The organism is Thiorhodovibrio frisius, assembly GCF_033954835.1.
GTDB classification, from domain to species: Bacteria; Pseudomonadota; Gammaproteobacteria; order Chromatiales; family Chromatiaceae; genus Thiorhodovibrio; species Thiorhodovibrio frisius.
The window spans coordinates 3,588,732-3,604,901 of sequence record NZ_CP121471.1 but is presented as its reverse complement, the minus strand read 5'-3'; the positions used below and the strand labels follow the sequence as shown (position 1 = coordinate 3,604,901).

The following is a 16,170-nucleotide window of genomic DNA, read 5'->3' as shown; positions in this document are numbered from 1 at the left end:
TGAACGAACGGGTGCCTTGAAGACACCACGAAAGGTCGCCCGCAACAGCGCCTTTTCAGACGCCGTCGCGGACAAGGGCAGGGCAGCGCAATCAGGCCGCGAGCAACAACCGCTCGGCCGCACCAAAGAGCGCCGTTCTCAGCGCCGTCACCTCATCGACGCGCAACGCCACCGGGAACAGCCCCGAGACATCCACGCCGATGCCAAGCCCGACGGTCTCCAAACCAGCGGCGGAACAAAGCCGCAGAATCTCCCGCGTCTCATCCATGCGATTCGGCTTGCCGTCGGTCAGCAACAGCACAATGCGCCGCGTCTCAGGTCGGCCGAGCAAATCCGCCGCCGCGAACCACAACGCACCCGCCATCGGCGTGCTGCCCCGAGTCCCTTGCAAAAAGGCCCCGGCACAGGCACGCGGACGCTGCCCATGTCGAACCAGCACGCTGATGCGATCCTCCACGCCGGACAGGCCCGGAAAGGCGCTGACCGCGACCGACACCCCATGGATGCCGTCCAGTGCCAGGGCCAAGGCCAAAGCGGCGGACTGGGCGATCTGCCCACGCCGTTCAACCAACCCGTCGCGACGACGCACTGGCGAATTCATCGACCCGGACAGGTCGATCAGCAGGTGAATCGCGGTATCGACCGCCACCCGTTCACGTTTCCGCGCGAACAGCCGAGGATCGCCCACCGCCGCGCGATAGAGGCGCTTGGGCAGCAAGCGCGGCCCATGGCGAAACGCCTGCGGCCGATCCAGCCGTGAGGCCTGCACCAGTCCCTGCAGGCGCGCCCGCAACCGGCGCGACTCTTCCTGCACGACACCCAGCAACCGCAAACCACGCGCCGGATCGCCATCAAAGGGCTCGGCACGGGGCAGCAGACAAGGGCTGTCGCCCTGGCCGGCAGCGTCCAGGAGTTCACGCACCTGCTGGAACAAATCGCCTGGCAGATCGTCATCACTCGCGTTCAGCGTCTGGGAGACGGCTTGGGTCTTGAGGGCGTCATGCGGTGCGTCCGGGATAGACGTTGAAGGGGTGCTTGAATCCGGCTTGGTTGAAGACCCCGGATCGTTATGACCAGCCGGGGTCCCTCCGTCTTGCCCACCTCCCTGTCCAGATGGACTCCCAGCCGGAGTCCCTGAGCTTGTCTGGCCAGCTGTTGGGTCCGTTGGCCCCTGAGCGGCTTGTTCGTCAGCAGGCAGCGGCGCCCCAACCGACCCACCAGGCATCTGGTTGTCAGTCCCGCCAGTCCCCGTCGCGTTTTGGCCAGACTCATCTGGCCGCTCTTGGCCGTTCCGATCAGGCTGCCCTGATGCAGATCCAGCACCGGACGATGGTGCCCGCGCCGACTGCTTCTCCTCCTCCAGCAAGGCGCGAATGCGTTGCGCCAAATCGACCGCATCCGCCGTGCTGGCCAGTTGACCGACCTCGGCCAACAAGCCCTGCAACCGATGCACGGTGCGCGCAGGAAATACCTGACGCAGCACGCGCTCCGCCTCATGCGCCGAAACGGCAAGCGACGCGGTCTCCAACAGCCGATGGCGCAGATGCAGCAGCAGATAGCTGGTCAAGACATGGGCTGGATGCGCATCCGGCTTCGGCGGCGACAAGGCGCCACGTCCGCTCAGATGGTCGCAGACCGCCTGCAAGTTCTCGCGCGTGCCGGGATAAGGCGCGGCGATGGCCCGCTCGATGCGGATATCCTCAAGAATGTTTAGCAGGCTGCGGGTCAAGGGATCCGAACCGGACGCCCCCTGGCGATAGGTCTCGAAATCGGTAAAGCGCAGATGCGCCGCCTCGTGGGCCAGATAGCCCCAGGCAACCGGAATCAGCTCAGATTGCGGCGGCAAGGCCGGCACCTGAATGCTGTTGCCATCAGTGCAGGCCTCATCTCCGCCGACCGCGACCGGGACGCCAAACTTGCGCCCTAGGGCGGCGGCGACAATCGGCATGGCCTGATGCAAGGTCCGAAAGGCATGGCTCATGGTGATGCTCCATATAGGTGATGGGGCATCACGCCCATGGGGGCGCAATGCCCCGAGGGGTGAAAAAAAGAAATCCGCCAATCAGCGTCGTCGATCCAGTTGGACGCGGCGCTGAGTCGAGCTTAGAAACAGATCAAAACCAGAAATCCTGCGCTGGCACAGCCGGAACCGGCGATCGTGATGTCTCGATCGGACCCGGCACTTCCTGCTCCTCGAACAGGTCATCGAAGTCCATCGGGTCATCGTCGGACAGCGTTTCCGGATCAGATGCTAGGGTGCCATCGTCCTTCTGCGACGAGGGTTCACCGCCAATATCCGCTTGCGACTCTGCATCCGGTGCATCAGGCACTTCCGGCATCAACGCATCCAGCGCCAACAGCCCTTCGCCATGGCGGGCCATGGCTTCGGCTTCGCCAACCAGACGCATCAGTGCCCAGCCCTCCAGGAACAATCCGCCCTGGATCGGCCCCGAGCCGGGCAGTCGCTTCAGCCACTGCCCGATAGAGCGCACCACCGGATCAATCCGTCCATCGACAAAGCTCAAGGCATCGAGCTTGTCGTGAATGCGTCGGAAGGTTCCGAGCGCCCGTTGCGACAACTCCGGCTTACCCACAAAGGACTGTTCCAGCCCCCTGGCCATCTGCTCGACCTCGGCGAAAATGGTGTCACCGATCTCGGCGACATCCTCGTGCAAGGTATCGGTCGCGATCAGTGGCGCTGTTTCAATCCGCAGCGCCTGCACCCGAAAGCGAAATTGCCCGCGCACCACCTCCACCGGATCGACCGCCTGGCGGATGGCCGGCTCCCAACTGGGATAGGCTGCGCACCAGGCATCAATATGCCGGTCATACTCGGCGAGAAAGCTCTCGGCCGCGGCGCGCGTTTCCAGCGTGATGGACTCGGCCATGGCCTGCGCCTCGACCGCCAGCGCATTGGGCACCAGAAAGCCGCCCAGAAAGCGCGTGCCGACCGCCAACAGATTGCGCTCGATGCGCTTCTTGTTGCGGTGAAACACCCGCAAGGCATCCGGGTTGCAAATCTTCTTGCTGCCCAATGAAATCAGCTCATCGGGCGGCAAGTCGGTGCCAAGCCGCAGATCCTCAGCCCGCAGTTTCTTGCGCCCGGACCAGATGTGAAAATCGACCAGAAAGAGCGTGGTCTGATCGGTCAGGTGGAGGGTGTCCTCCAGCGACCGGTTGTCGGTTTGGGTCTCGGTCATGTCAGTTGTCATGCAAGTCTCCCCGCGGACCGGCGAAGCCGATCCGCGTCATGGATGATTCAGAACCAAAGGTTCTCCTGCCCCGGCGCGATCCACGACAGATCGATGCGGGGTTGCGGTCTTGGCTCGGGAACGGGATGGCTGTGAAGTGAGCCACGCTGGGTCGAGATGACCTCAAAGAAGCGCCCACGCAGTACCGCCTGGCCCAGGGGGACATAGCCCTTGCGCTCCTTGTCCAAAGCGCGCTGCTCAATCATTCGCGCCTGACTGGCGGCATAGATCCGCCGCTGCGCAATGTTCTCCAAGCGTCCCCAGGCAATCTCCATCGCGCCATCGGCCAGGCGGCGATAGGCCCAGTCTTTTCTGGACCCATCGCCGTGGTGATAGCGAAAGAGTTGCCAGGGCGAATCCGCCCCCGTCATGCCTGCCCGCTCCACAGCGGCCCCAGCACATCGGCGGCGATGCGATGAATCGCCGTGCGTTCTTCCGCCGCCGCTCGCGCGGTCAGCGCCTGATCCAAGGCATAGGCCAGCGGATTCGGCGCCCCCTTGAAGGTCACCGTCAGCCGTGCCCAACGCACCAGAGTGCGAGTGGACAGCGTCAGGGTTAGCTCACCGGCCTGGGGGCTGGCGCCATCGCTCTCGCCGAGAAACAGCCGCCGCACCTCATTGGCCACCACGACCAGCTTGTGGGCGATCTCGGTGGGGAGATCGGGAACCTCCCCATCCAGCACGGCCTGCTCGGTTTCCGGATCGGGGTAGGTCACTTGGAGCACCCGAAAGCGATCCAGAAACGCCAGGTTCTGGCGCAATACGCCTTGATAAAGTCCGGTCTGATCGCCGCTGCCGGCACTGTTGCCGGTGGCGATCACCCGGAACTTCGGATGCGGGCGAATCACCTCGCCGCCATTCTGGGCAATCACCAGAGGCGCGCCCTCGACGATGTCGTTCAGCCCGGCCAGTTCCGCCGGATCCATCAGATCGATTTCGTTCAGGATCAGCAGATGCCCCTCGCGCGCGGCGACGGCCAAAGGACCATGGACGAAGCGGGTCTCGCCCTGGAGCAACTGAAAGCCGCCGAGCAGATCGGCGAATTCCATCCGGCCATGGCAGGTCAACTCCTGCACCGGCCAATACAAGCGCGCTGCCACCTGACGGATAAGCGAGGTCTTGCCCGCGCCGGTCGGACCGGTCAGCAACAAGGCATCGCCACCGGCATCGCGCAGAAACGCCAGCACGGCATTGAGCCCTTGGCGAAAGATGTAGGGCTGCCTCAGTGGAACCTTGGGATGGTCTTCTTCCGCGAAGCCTTCGATCTCCAGGCCTTTCGGGGCCTTGACGTTAAAGGTGGTCGCGACATCGAAGCGTTGGGGTGTGGGCATGGGTCTCTCCTGTGTGACATGGGAGAGACGCGAATCCCCATGGAGGGAGCGATCTCCCCCTAGGGTGAGTGAACAGGCCAACTGGCCGGAAATAACGAAAGGTCGGGTCTTGTGAGGCGCTCCGACAGGCGCACTGGGAAAACCGATGCGGTCGTCCGCAGCCGCGCACGCGAGACTGGGGACGACCGCCTGCCCGCAGGCAGGACGGTCTTGAGGTCAAGAGAAAAGCACCACGGGCATCAGAACCAGAAGCTGGTGGCCACGGCAAAACCGTGGTCATCGCTTGCCTGATGCGCAGGCGCCCGCTTGGCCTTGGGCTTGAGCGGGATGACTGTGGTCTCGGGAGACGCCTGCACGGTGACCCGCACGCGCTCGGACGGCTGACGGCGAAACGCCTCGATGGCGTCGCTACCCAACTCCGGCAGGCGCGCCTGCAACAGCGCCGCATAATCCACCGACCCTTTAGCGCAGAAGCGCGTCACTCGCAGCCCGGCGGACTCGGCGATCAGCGCCTGGCCCATCATGGCCACTAGAGTGGTCTGGATGTCATCCATGGCGGCCTTCTTGCGTTTGAGCTCCGACTCGACCGTCTTGGCTTCCTGTTGCAGCGCGCGATAGCGCCCGGCCAGCACCGCCCAGTCATCGGCCTGCGGTCCCTTGGGGATGAACAGATCCCGGGTGGGATCTTTCTCCGGTTCCTGGTTGTCGATCAACGCCTGCCAGAAGGCTTTGCCCTGGGTGACGATGGATGTAATCAACGCCGGATCGCGAGTGATCTCGAAAACGATAGGGTCATTGTCCTCTTGGTAGAACACCAGATACCCCTTGTCCGCCCCAGCGACATAGAGCTGATGCTGGACCTGGGGTTCATAGAGCCGAAAGGCACCGGCCGCGCGGCCATGGTTAGTGACATCGCGAAAGGTGCGTTCCGAGGGCACCTTCAACTCAACCGGTTCGCCGGCGTCGGTGATGCCATCAAAGGAGGCGCGCAGCAGTGGCTCCTCCTCGGATTCCCCACAGACCGGCAAGACCAGTGTGTCGTAACGCTGCTCGAACCACTGCCGGGCGGCATCTTCCAGTCGGTTACCCCGCTGCACCAGCGGGTTCTTGCTCAAGTCCGCAGTCTTGGCCAACCCCGTGCGTTCGGCCCACAGGCGCCAGGGCGTCTTGTAGGGCGAGCGACCGAGAATAATGGCTGATTCCGATGCGGTGATGCCCTGGGCGCGCCACTGGTGCCATTCGGGGGTGCGTTGGGCCAGATCGATACTCTTCATGGAAAGCTCCGTCAAAAAAATGACCGGGGCGCCATGCCCCCTCGGGGCAGAGCGCCCCGTGGGGTGAATGAAAAGCTGCGGTTCAGCTGAGCTCAGGCGGCCAAGCGCTGCTCGGCGGTCTGTTGGGCTTGATCGAGGGCCTCAAGCGCTTGTTTGAGTTCAGCCCCCTTGCAGCGCGCGCGCAGATACTGCTCGGCCTGCTTCCAGGCGGATTTCTCCGCCGCGCGGGCGACCACCTTATCGATCCGCGCTTGCAGGCTGGGATCGAGGGTGATCGGTTCGGCACGTGGCTCTGAGTCCGTTGGTGTTTCAGATGCTTTCGATGGCGCTGCATCCGACGCTGCCTCAGCGACCCCGGATGGCGCAGTATCCGCCTTCGCGGGGACAGTCCCTGTCGCATCCAGCGATGCCGCCACCGGAATCGAGGTATCTGCCTCGATCACCTTGCCTTCCATCTCCTCGGCGGTATAAGAGGCTTCCTCGGGAAAAGCCGCCCGCAAAGAGGCCGCCTTGGCGCACTTCATCAACTGTCCGCGTGGGCGTTTGACCCACATCTCCGTTGGCAGCTCCGAGTAGGCCCCGCCCTGACGGGCGTAGGCTTCCAGCCAGAACACCGGCTCGGTGAAGGGACAGCGCTGGCCGCCGACAAGCCGATAGACGGTCACCTCGCACCACTCGGGAAAGCTGACCGCATAGTCCAAGTCCTGCCAAGCGCCATTGCGTTTGACCTTCCCCGAGAAGGTGCGCTCGATCACCGGCCCGAAGCGGGGTGGATCGATCCCGGCCCACTGGCCGGTGCGCGCGGCCGTGGTCTGCACCTCGGCAATGCCCGGCCAGACGGTCTCGATCTCTTGACCAAGCGCCTTCGACCACATCGGCACCACATGCACCGGACGCTTGATCACATCCAGATTGCGCGCAGCGCAGTAATGCACCGCCAGCAGAATACCCTCGGCGGTCTTGGCTGCCGGGAAAATGGAATCGGTCAGCACCTTCCAGGTGCTGGGAGTCAGATTCAGCGCCGGATCGACCGCCGGCATCGGGATGCGCGGCGCGTCGGCTTTTGGCACAGCTTGCATCGAACGGGTCATGATGCCCTCCTCAATGAATGGGGCACCAGGCCCCACGGGGTCACTGGTACCCCGTGGGTGAAAAGAAGACTGGTCGGCTCAGCGCGCGAGCTGCTCAAGTTGTTGCGCAAGGCGCGTCAACCGCTCCGGCTGACCGCCATCAGGCGCCACCTGTTTGGCACGGAGGCGCAGACGTTGGGCCATCAGGGACAACTCCCGGCAGGCCCAGCGGCGGGTGGCGCCGAAACGGATCGGGCGCTGGTCAGCGGGATCAAAACGGCAGGTCATCGTCGAAATCCGCCTTGGATGCCGGTGCTTTCTGACGATTGCCAGCGGAACCGTTCTTGCCGCCAAGCATTTTCATCTTGTCGGCGACGATCTCGGTGGTGTAGCGGTCTTGGCCGGATTCATCCTGCCATTGACGGGTCTGCAAGCGACCTTCGACATAGACCAGCGCACCCTTGTTCAGGTACTCGCCGGCCACTTCCGCGGTGCGCCCGAACAGCACCACGCGGTGCCACTCGGTGCGTTCCTGCGCTTCACCGGCCTTGTCTTTCCAGCGCTCGCTGGTGGCCAGGGTCAGGTTGGCGACAGCGCCTTGGCCGTTCTTGGCTTGACGGACCTCGGGATCGCGCCCGAGATGGCCGATGAGTTGGGCTTTGTTCAGCATGATCACTCTCCAGGTTGGGATGACAACGAACGCCGACGCTGATAGGTCGGCGACTCCAAGGGATGCGGTTCCGGCGGCGGCAGTGGCGCGACACGCGCGCCGAGTAGCCTGTCGCTCAGCTGCCAGAACAGCACCTTCCAGCGGCGGGGAATCCGCCACGGACGTGAGAACATGGGAAACTCCTGGCCGGTGACGGTCTGCAAGGCAGTCGCCTCAGCCGAATGGATGGGAAGAGGGAAACCCTGGGAAGGGGGATGGAACGGACGCGGTTGGTAACCCTCAAACGAGGGCCAGACTCATGGCGTCTTCGGTCTGAAACGCTGGCGGCGACAAGGGCCGACCGGCGAGAAAGTCATGCTGGGCAAAGCGTGCAAGCGATCTTGCAATCCTTTTGCGCCGTCACCTCTGAGTATTGCCGCATTGACGGCCGTGCGCAGCCGCGAAAGCTTGGGCAAAAGGCCGCTCTTTCTCACTGGTGTGCTTTCGGTGAAGAGCACAAAGCCCCTGACCTCTGAGCGGTGTCATCCGCGATCATGGCTTGCCGGAAGCCAACACGGCCCCCAATCACCAGGGAAGGGACGAGAATTCAAGGTGTCGGCTATGAGGAGGGCGCGAATGCAAACAGGAAACCGCTTACTGGTCTGGCTGGTGTTGTTCCTGCCAGGGCTATTGATGGGAGGACCGGTCATGGCCACCGAGGAACCGGCTTATACCCCGGTGCGGGAAGGTCCCGGGTTCGAGATCCGTCGCTACGCGCCCCAGCTGTTGGCCGAGACCGAGGTCAGTGGCGACTTCGATGATGTCGGCGGCGAGGCCTTTCGCCGTTTGGCCGACTTTATCTTCGGCAACAATCAAGCCGCCGAGAAAATCGCCATGACCGCGCCCGTGAGTCAGACGCCCGTTGCGCCAGCGGGCGAGGGCGGTGGGACCCGCATCCCGATGACCGCGCCGGTCAAACAACAGGCCGATCAGAGCGCGACAGGTACCTACCGGATCAGCTTCGTGATGCCGAGTCGCTTCACCCTCGAGACCATTCCACGACCCACGGACCCGCGCATTGAACTGCGCGAAGAACCCGCACGACTGATGGCTGTCGTGCGCTACTCCGGTGGCTGGGGTGAGAACCGCTACCTCGAGCATGAACGCCAGTTGCTCGAGGCGGTTCGCGCCGAGGGTTTCATACCCACGGGTGCGCCCATCTATGCCCGTTACAACTCGCCATTCTCCTTGCCCATCCTGCGGCGCAACGAAGTGATGGTCGAAATCAAGAAACCCTGAACGCGCCTCGGGGCGTCCAAAGGCCGCTGTCAGGCGGTTGAGGGAGCTGGTCGATCACGCGATGGCGCAATGGACGGTCGTCGGGACTATACTGTTTTTATTAACAGTCCTTCCCGCCGCGCTGACCTGCATGTCACTGACCATCTTTCCACCTGCTGCCGGGCGCATTGAGCCCTGTCCCGCCGCTTGCCCGCATACCCACTGGAGTCGGTTCCGGCCCAGCGGTTCAGCGGGCGATTTGGTGGCGCCCATCGGCCGCCCCGCGGTCCGTTCGCCCTTGTCCCTGCGGCGATTCCGCTGGCCGGTGCAAGCGGGCTTTCCCTCGCCAGCCGAGGACGATCAGGACGCGGCCATTGATCTCAATACGCTGCTGGCCCCGCATCCCGAGGCCTGTTTCCTGCTGCGCGTGCGCGGTTGTTCAATGACCGATGCCGGTGTCGAGGACGGCGATCTGGTGCTGGTCGACCGGTCGCTCGAGCCCCGCCATGGGCGCATGGTCATTGCGGTGGTTGATGGCGAGTTCACGCTCAAACGTCTGCACCGCCAAGGCAGCCAGGTGCGCCTGGAAGCGGCCCATACGCAGTATCCGGCCATCGAGTTGAAGGATGGCCAGGAACTGCAGGTGTGGGGCGTGGTCACGCGCGTGATCAAGACGGTCTGAGCATCAGGCGCTGGCATGTCCATCGCACTGGTCGACTGCAATAGCTTCTACGCCTCCTGCGAGCAGGTGTTCCAGCCGCGGCTGCGGGATTGCGCTGTCGTGGTGCTCTCCAACAACGATGGCTGCGTGGTGGCGCGCTCCAAAGCGGCCAAGGCGCTTGGCATCCGCATGGGCGAACCCTGGTTCCAGGCCCAGCGCCGGCTAAAGGCCGAGGGAAAGCTGAGTGCGGTGACGGCCCTGTCGAGCAACTATGCGCTCTATGCCGATATGAGCAACCGGGTCATGCGCATCCTCGCCCGCTTTGCGCCGCGCCAGGAAATCTATTCGATCGATGAATGCTTCCTTGATCTGGGCGGACAAACGCAGCCCGCGGCGGTCATCGGGCAGAGGATTTGCGCCACGGTGCTGGGCTGGACCGGGCTGCCGGTCTGCGTTGGCATCGGCCCGACCAAGACCCTGGCCAAGCTGGCCAATCATCTGGCCAAGCACGACCCCGTTTGGTGTGGTGTCTGCGATCTGGCTGTGCTGCCGGGCTCAGAGATCGACCGGCTCCTCGCGGCGATTTCGGTGGCCGAGGTCTGGGGCGTGGGGGCACGACTGTCCAAGCGCCTGGCCGCGATTGGCATCACAACAGCCCTTGACCTGCGCCGGGTGCCAACCCGACGGGTTCGCCAGCAGTTCTCGGTGGTGCTTGAGCGCACCGCGCTGGAACTGCGCGGCGTGGCCTGTCTGGAACTGGAGGAGGTCATGCCGGACAAGCAGCAGATTCGCTGTTCGCGCACCTTCGGCGCGGCGGTCACCTCGCTTGCGGAATTGACCCAGGCCATCACCACCTTCACCAGTCGCGCGGCGGAGAAGCTGCGGGCGCAGCAGGGTGAGGCGGCCGCGGTTGGGGTGGAGATCCGCACGAGTCTCTTTCGCACAGAAACGACACCTTTTGTCGGCAGCCTTGTCGTGCCCCTGGTCGCACCGAGCGCGGATACCCGCGTGTTGGTGGCTGCGGCGCGACGCGGACTTCAGCGTCTCTATAAACCCGGCCTGATCTACACAAAAGCCGGAACGGTGCTGCTTGGGCTTGGCCGCGCTGGGCAGGGGCAGGTGGATTTGTTCTCGGATGGGGCGGCCGACCAGCGCAGTGAGGCGCTCATGGCGACGCTGGATGCAATTAACAGCCGCTTTGGCCGCGGCAGCCTGATGTTGGCCAATGCCCATCCCGCTCCGCGCTGGCGAAGGCGCGAGCAATATCGCTCACCGCGCTATACCACGCGGTTGGAAGAGCTGCCTGTGGCTTATTGCTGATGAGAGGGTTTGTCCGTTGGCAGTCGAGGAAGCTTCGCTCCAACGGGAGTTCGAGCGAGTTTGTGGCTTCCGCTTTCGACCCACAGCGGAAGTAACCCACCTTCTCTAGATCCGTCTGTTTTTTCGCCACGCACGACGACGCAAAGGAGATAAGCCTGACCCGGCTTCCGGGTTCAACAGTGGTTATGCGCCCCCGAGGTCAGCGGCGGGAGTGTCCCAAAGCGCGTCACAAGCACGCCAAGGACATGCGGTTATTCCCCAGGGTGATAATCATGGTCTATACTTGGCTTGCACGTTCCGGCATGGCCGGGTGCGCGGTCGAGTCACGAAAAGCGTGCTGGACAAGCGCGCGCTTTAGGCGAACAGCGGGCACTTGCAACCGCAAGCCGCGCCACGCCACACAATTGCCAGCAATGCTGCCTGGTTCATCCGCAGGAGTTCGACTGCGCGTGCGTCGTTATGTGTCAAGGATATCCCGGGAGTATTAACATGAAGAGAAGGTTGGAAAAATCAATTGAAGATAAATTGATATCAAGCTGCCTTTGGTCTAATGAAATTGAACAGGACTGCAAAAATCAGAATGTTTTTTTCGCAATCCGAGATAATCGCATTGACCTCTATCACAAAGGCGGCAAGCTTTTTACCTATGACGGAAGTGGATTTAAAACTCACCTGAAATATGCTTCTGTTATTTCATCAAATGGAAAGAATTATCTCACTGAATCTGAGTTGTTAGGTTATAAGTTGGCCTCTGACTTTGAATCGAATTACCCGCGAATAAAAGAAAACTGCTCTAACTATTCTGGAATCGAAGCTTTTGGAGTATCGAATTTATATCATAGGCACTCATATTTATCGAGTAGCAATGTTGTTGTTTTGGATGTTGAAATTTCCTTTGGATCGTTTAATGAAGAAAACAAGCAAGATAGAATTGATGTTTTATTACTCAATAAAGATTCTAAATCCCTTCAATTTGTTGAAGCGAAGCATTACTCAAATAAAGGAATCTGGTCACAGACTACTCCAGCAGTAATAAGCCAAATTAAAAGATATAAATCTCAAATAGCAGAAAGAAAACCAGAAATTCTCTCGGAATATATTAATTATATAAGAATAATTAACAGAATTTTTGGCGCGGCATTACCTGAACCAGTAGAAGTTGACAACAATGTTACTTTATTAATTTTTGGTTTTGATATAGACCAGAGAAACGGAAGGCTGAATAATAAGATCCTCCAAAACAAAGAATATGCGGGTATAAAGATTTACAAAATCGGTGATATTAAGCAAGTGAAACCTGATAATCTTTGGTAAGCAGAAACGTTGTGATGAATTTCAAAATTCATAGAGGCACAAAGGAAATAGGAGGTTCATGTGTAGAAGTCTGGACCGAATCAACACGAATAATTATTGATTTTGGTATGCCTTTGGTGAATCCAGACCGAACGCAGTTTGACTCAAGAGCTATTAAGGATTCGTCAGTAGATGAATTGATCGTAAAAAGAATTCTTCCCGATGTCGATGGACTTTATGATGAATCCGGAACCACTGCTTTGATTTTATCTCATGCGCATCAAGACCATTTTGGACTCATAAATTATGTGAACGCAAATTGCCAAACCTACCTTGGCAGAGCTACTCAAAAACTGATTGAGATTACCAATATATTTACAAATCAGGATTGGACGATTCCAAATCCACAACATTTTGAATCAGGAAAATCATTTTTTATTGGTGATATTGAAATTACACCCTATTTGATGGATCACTCTGCATTTGATGCTTATGCGTTTCTAATCAAAGCTGGTGGAAAGTCACTTTTTTATAGCGGTGATTTCAGAATACATGGTAGAAAAACCAAAGCCTTTGATTGGTTTAGTTACAATGCGGAAAAAAATATTGACTATCTGCTTCTTGAGGGAACAACCATTGGTCGGGCAAATAAAAATTTTCCGACCGAGAGTGAAATAGAAGAGGAATTTGTAGATACTTTTAAAACAAGCAAGGGGATTAATCTAATTTACACATCAGGTCAAAACATTGACCGGATCGTTTCAATTTATAGAGCTTGCAAAAGAGCGGGGAAGACTTTTGCTGTTGATTTTTATATTGCAAACATTCTTAAAGAGTTATCAGAATTTGCAACTATCCCGTATCCATCATATAGCTTTCCTGAAATCAAAGTATTTTTCCCATATCGACTTTCCCGAATGATTAGCAAAAAAGGGAATGAAAAATTATTATACCGTTTCAAGGACTATAAAATCACGAAAGAACAAATCGGGGAAGAGTTTGATAAAACGGTAATGATTGTGCGACCAAGCATGTTGAAAGATCTGGAATTTATAAAAGGATTAGAAAACGGCATATTTATCTATTCAATGTGGGAAGGTTATAAAAAAGAAAAACCGACAAAAGAGTTCATTGGTTTTCTCATTAAGAGAGGAATGACCGAAAAATCGATTCACACAAGTGGGCATGCTGATCGAGAGGCGCTGAAAAGAATGGTTGAAGTCTTAAGCCCGAAGAATCTTGTTCCAATCCATACATTTGAAGGAGATGAATACAAAAAAATATTCACAGGTACAAAGGTGGTGCGAATAAGCGATAATGAAACAGTAACTATTACCTAAAACACATAACAAATTACTGCACTGGATTTTTACTCCGCTCCGTAAATACCAGTGAGTTCAGTCGTCAGACCGAAAAACCGAGCAAAGCGTCCAAAGCTGCTCGCATCATCGCCACACCCGCCACCCTGCGCTAAACTCCGGTCAAGCCAACCCACCGGAGACGCGCCATGCACACCCACCCCGAAGGCGGTCGCGGCAACGACGAACCTGACAATTGATCCGCAGTCAGCGCAACTGGGTTGCCAAGCCACTCATTTTCGACCGGCTAACTAGCTTTTCACGCGGCGGAAAGACCGAATAGCCCGAACCCGAAAACTGGAGCAGTCGGCGATAAATGTCTGCTCCTGGCCGGCAAGCGCCCTGCCAAGGATTCGGTGCTAATCCAGAAGAATCGCGAGCGCTGCGTCTTGCCTCTGGGGACGGTTGCCGACCCTCAACGGACTAACTCCGTAAATCAGCCGCGCGCTTCTTTGGCAGGTCGGCTGAATTTGCTTGACACCCGCGGAAGTCCCCAAGGAACGGTCAATGCCGCAAGGATTTTGTGCTCGCGCTAATAAATTTAGGTACATGATTTTCACAATGGAGGTCTGCAGCATCAAATAGCGCTGATTTAAGTTTTTTTTGCTCACCTCCTTTCCGTTGCGGAGAAGGGTACCGCACGGGCTCGCCGGATCGAGAGATACCGTATGATACCTATGCGCCATTAACACGAACGTAGCGCTTCATTGTGATTGATTTCGAACCAGTAAGGGCTTGCAGTGGCGCGTTGCGCTGCCAATTTTTTCATCCTATGTGTTTTTGTCCTAAATGCGTCGGTTTCCGTATCAGTTACTCTCTATTGTTCATGAGTTGCTCAATTTCTTGTGCAAGAAGACCTAGGTCGGTATCAACCTCTAGGTAATCGACCTTGCCGTATCGATTTATCACACTGAGGGTAGCTGTCGGAACACCATGTTCTAGATCAAAATCAGTGCTTGATTCAAGTACGCCCTCCTCTCGGTACCAATCGACCATTTCCATCGCTTTTCCATGTTTATCAAACAACTCTAGATTGGCATTCTCCGCGCTATTACGCGGTCCAAAACATTGATCTACAAACCATTGATTATTTTTGCGAGTCAGGCCTAGTGTCGCCAAGCGCTTTCCGCTGATATTTCTGATCGAAAATACTCGATATTCATCATTCTTGCAGGCATTTGAATAGTCCGCCACGCAATTCATCATGTGCCAGCCTTCTGATCCAAGTTGTTTGGATGAGGTGAGAGGTACAATTTGAAATTGTCCGATCTTCTGTGCTTCCAAAACAGGTGACCAATGCTGTTGTTTCTTTTTAGCGGTGCGTTTTTGCGGGAGGCGTTCATTCCTTTCCCCCTCCTCCTTATCTAGACTCCACCATTCCCCATCGCCGTGAAGCTCAACATTTTGAAACAAACGCTTATACTGCTCGGGCACGAAGGTATGAATGGGGACGACCTTACGTGGAGTGAGCACCCTGACGAACTCCTCGAGATGCACGGAGCTGGCGTGACCTGATGTATGGATGCTTTTCTTGTCAATGCCGTGGCGGCTCAGCCAGGCCCCGAGGGCACTGAAGTCTCCGCGCTCCCAATATCCTGCCCATTGCGAATAGATGTAGCGCGCGTCAGTCAAGCAATTCGCCTTTTCCAGGTCTAGGCAGTGAATCGGACGAAATACGAGAGCTACCGATTTTGCCCGCTCACGCAGCTTTTCGCTGTATATCCGATTTTTCGCGTGTTGACGTAGAAGATCGAACAAGCCCTTCTTCCGAATCTGCATACGCTGGCGTTGAGGTACATAGAGCCTGATGTCGGGCCAATGGGATTGTGGAATATTTGGATTGCCTGTCGCTTGCAGAATCGCCGCAGTATAAAGATCAATGACCATGAGGCGGTTCGTTCGTCTCGCCGCTCGAAAGATGGATACGAGACGGTCGATGTTTTGTGAGGATGTATGCGTCATGACGAGGCCTTGAGCGGACGAAAACTCGGCGACGAACTGATCCTCTATGTCTGATTCATGCTGAATCCGCCCGTCATTTGGCGGCCGGCCCAGGGTTGACCCTTCCAGCAGCATGACATCGACACCCCGGGGTAACGTTCTCAGCAAAGACTCGAAGAGAGCTGATTTGCGACCGTGCGCGCGGAAATCGCCGCTATAAAAAAGACGCTTTCCCTGGCTCTCAATCAGGAGCGCATAGGCATCGTATGCGGAATGATCAACAAGAAAGGGAGTAACGCGGAATGGTCCGACATCAATGCTCTGACCTGACCGATAATCCCATCCTGGAGCAGGTCGGGCCCATGGATGCCCACTGAAAGCCGCAGCCGCCGTGACGATACGCCGGGCGGCTGGTCCCATTCCGACTGGGATGCGGGGTGCTAGAGCGGGCAGCAAGCCGAGATGATCTAGATGCGGGTGCGAGATGAATACCCCGAGTACGCTTTGATCGCGTTCATTGAGTCCGGCAAGCGTTGCGGGTATCGCTGAGCGCTTGTCGTGGTCTGAATCCAAGGGTAATCCGAAATCGAGCAGAATCCGGAGTCCATTCTGCTCGATTTCGACACAGCTTCCACCAATCTGGTGACTGCCCCGGTGGATGCACACTCGCATAAAACTTGCTCCCTAGGCAATCCCTAAGTCGACAACTATTCGTGTTGTTTACATCTAAATTTCAACACACGAG

15 protein-coding genes are annotated in these 16,170 nt (G+C 57.9%); 5 read left to right on the top strand and 10 right to left on the bottom strand.

Annotated features, from left to right (window positions below; translation table 11 throughout):
* Positions 1–91 precede the first annotated feature (91 nt).
* The 9 genes from Thiofri_RS16410 to Thiofri_RS16370 all read right to left on the bottom strand — a co-directional run bounded on the left by Thiofri_RS16410 (position 92) and on the right by Thiofri_RS16370 (position 7,768).
* Complete coding sequence (locus Thiofri_RS16410; RefSeq protein ID WP_323705467.1) at positions 92–1,981, bottom strand: VWA domain-containing protein; 1,890 nt, start codon at positions 1,979–1,981, stop codon at positions 92–94.
* A gap of 133 nt (positions 1,982–2,114) precedes the next feature.
* Positions 2,115–3,212, bottom strand: coding sequence for a DUF3150 domain-containing protein (locus Thiofri_RS16405; protein WP_009146783.1), 1,098 nt, complete (start codon positions 3,210–3,212; stop codon positions 2,115–2,117).
* A gap of 47 nt (positions 3,213–3,259) precedes the next feature.
* The gene (locus Thiofri_RS16400) at positions 3,260–3,622 is read right to left on the bottom strand and encodes a hypothetical protein (RefSeq protein ID WP_009146784.1); all 363 of its coding nucleotides are present in this window, start codon (positions 3,620–3,622) and stop codon (positions 3,260–3,262) included.
* Complete coding sequence (locus tag Thiofri_RS16395; RefSeq protein ID WP_009146785.1) at positions 3,619–4,581, bottom strand: AAA family ATPase; 963 nt, start codon at positions 4,579–4,581, stop codon at positions 3,619–3,621. The genes Thiofri_RS16400 and Thiofri_RS16395 overlap by 4 nt, the downstream gene beginning before the upstream one ends.
* 239 nt (positions 4,582–4,820) lie before the next feature.
* The gene (locus Thiofri_RS16390) at positions 4,821–5,855 is read right to left on the bottom strand and encodes a YqaJ viral recombinase family nuclease (protein ID WP_009146786.1); all 1,035 of its coding nucleotides are present in this window, start codon (positions 5,853–5,855) and stop codon (positions 4,821–4,823) included.
* A 92-nt stretch (positions 5,856–5,947) separates the two neighbouring features.
* A complete protein-coding gene (locus tag Thiofri_RS16385; protein WP_009146550.1) occupies positions 5,948–6,946 on the bottom strand; it encodes a recombinase RecT in 999 nt (332 codons plus the stop codon).
* 78 nt (positions 6,947–7,024) lie between these two features.
* Entirely contained in the window at positions 7,025–7,213 is a 189-nt protein-coding gene (locus Thiofri_RS16380) for a hypothetical protein (protein WP_009146549.1), read from the bottom strand.
* Positions 7,197–7,595, bottom strand: coding sequence for a single-stranded DNA-binding protein (locus Thiofri_RS16375; protein ID WP_009146548.1), 399 nt, complete (start codon positions 7,593–7,595; stop codon positions 7,197–7,199). The genes Thiofri_RS16380 and Thiofri_RS16375 overlap by 17 nt, the downstream gene beginning before the upstream one ends.
* 2 nt (positions 7,596–7,597) lie before the next feature.
* The gene (locus Thiofri_RS16370; RefSeq protein WP_190275744.1) at positions 7,598–7,768 is read right to left on the bottom strand and encodes a hypothetical protein; all 171 of its coding nucleotides are present in this window, start codon (positions 7,766–7,768) and stop codon (positions 7,598–7,600) included.
* 442 nt (positions 7,769–8,210) lie between these two features.
* Between Thiofri_RS16370 and Thiofri_RS16365 the strand changes: the two genes are divergently transcribed.
* From Thiofri_RS16365 to Thiofri_RS16345, 5 genes are all read left to right on the top strand, one after another.
* Entirely contained in the window at positions 8,211–8,873 is a 663-nt protein-coding gene (locus Thiofri_RS16365; protein ID WP_009146546.1) for an SOUL family heme-binding protein, read from the top strand.
* A gap of 130 nt (positions 8,874–9,003) precedes the next feature.
* Positions 9,004–9,534 carry a LexA family protein gene (locus Thiofri_RS16360; protein WP_083848366.1) on the top strand — a complete coding sequence of 177 codons (531 nt, stop codon included), beginning with the start codon at positions 9,004–9,006 and terminating at the stop codon, positions 9,532–9,534.
* A gap of 15 nt (positions 9,535–9,549) precedes the next feature.
* Positions 9,550–10,833: a Y-family DNA polymerase gene (locus Thiofri_RS16355; RefSeq protein WP_009146544.1), complete on the top strand. Its 1,284-nt coding sequence runs from the start codon at positions 9,550–9,552 to the stop codon at positions 10,831–10,833.
* 489 nt (positions 10,834–11,322) lie between these two features.
* Positions 11,323–12,147 (top strand): hypothetical protein, encoded by an 825-nt coding sequence (locus tag Thiofri_RS16350; RefSeq protein ID WP_009146543.1) that lies wholly within the window; start codon positions 11,323–11,325, stop codon positions 12,145–12,147.
* A gap of 14 nt (positions 12,148–12,161) precedes the next feature.
* A complete protein-coding gene (locus tag Thiofri_RS16345) occupies positions 12,162–13,466 on the top strand; it encodes an MBL fold metallo-hydrolase (RefSeq protein WP_009146542.1) in 1,305 nt (434 codons plus the stop codon).
* 828 nt (positions 13,467–14,294) lie between these two features.
* On the opposite strand, the gene Thiofri_RS16340 is transcribed toward Thiofri_RS16345, so the two are convergent.
* Positions 14,295–15,998, bottom strand: coding sequence for an MBL fold metallo-hydrolase (locus Thiofri_RS16340; protein WP_407702911.1), 1,704 nt, complete (start codon positions 15,996–15,998; stop codon positions 14,295–14,297).
* Between the last annotated feature and the right edge of the window lie 172 nt (positions 15,999–16,170).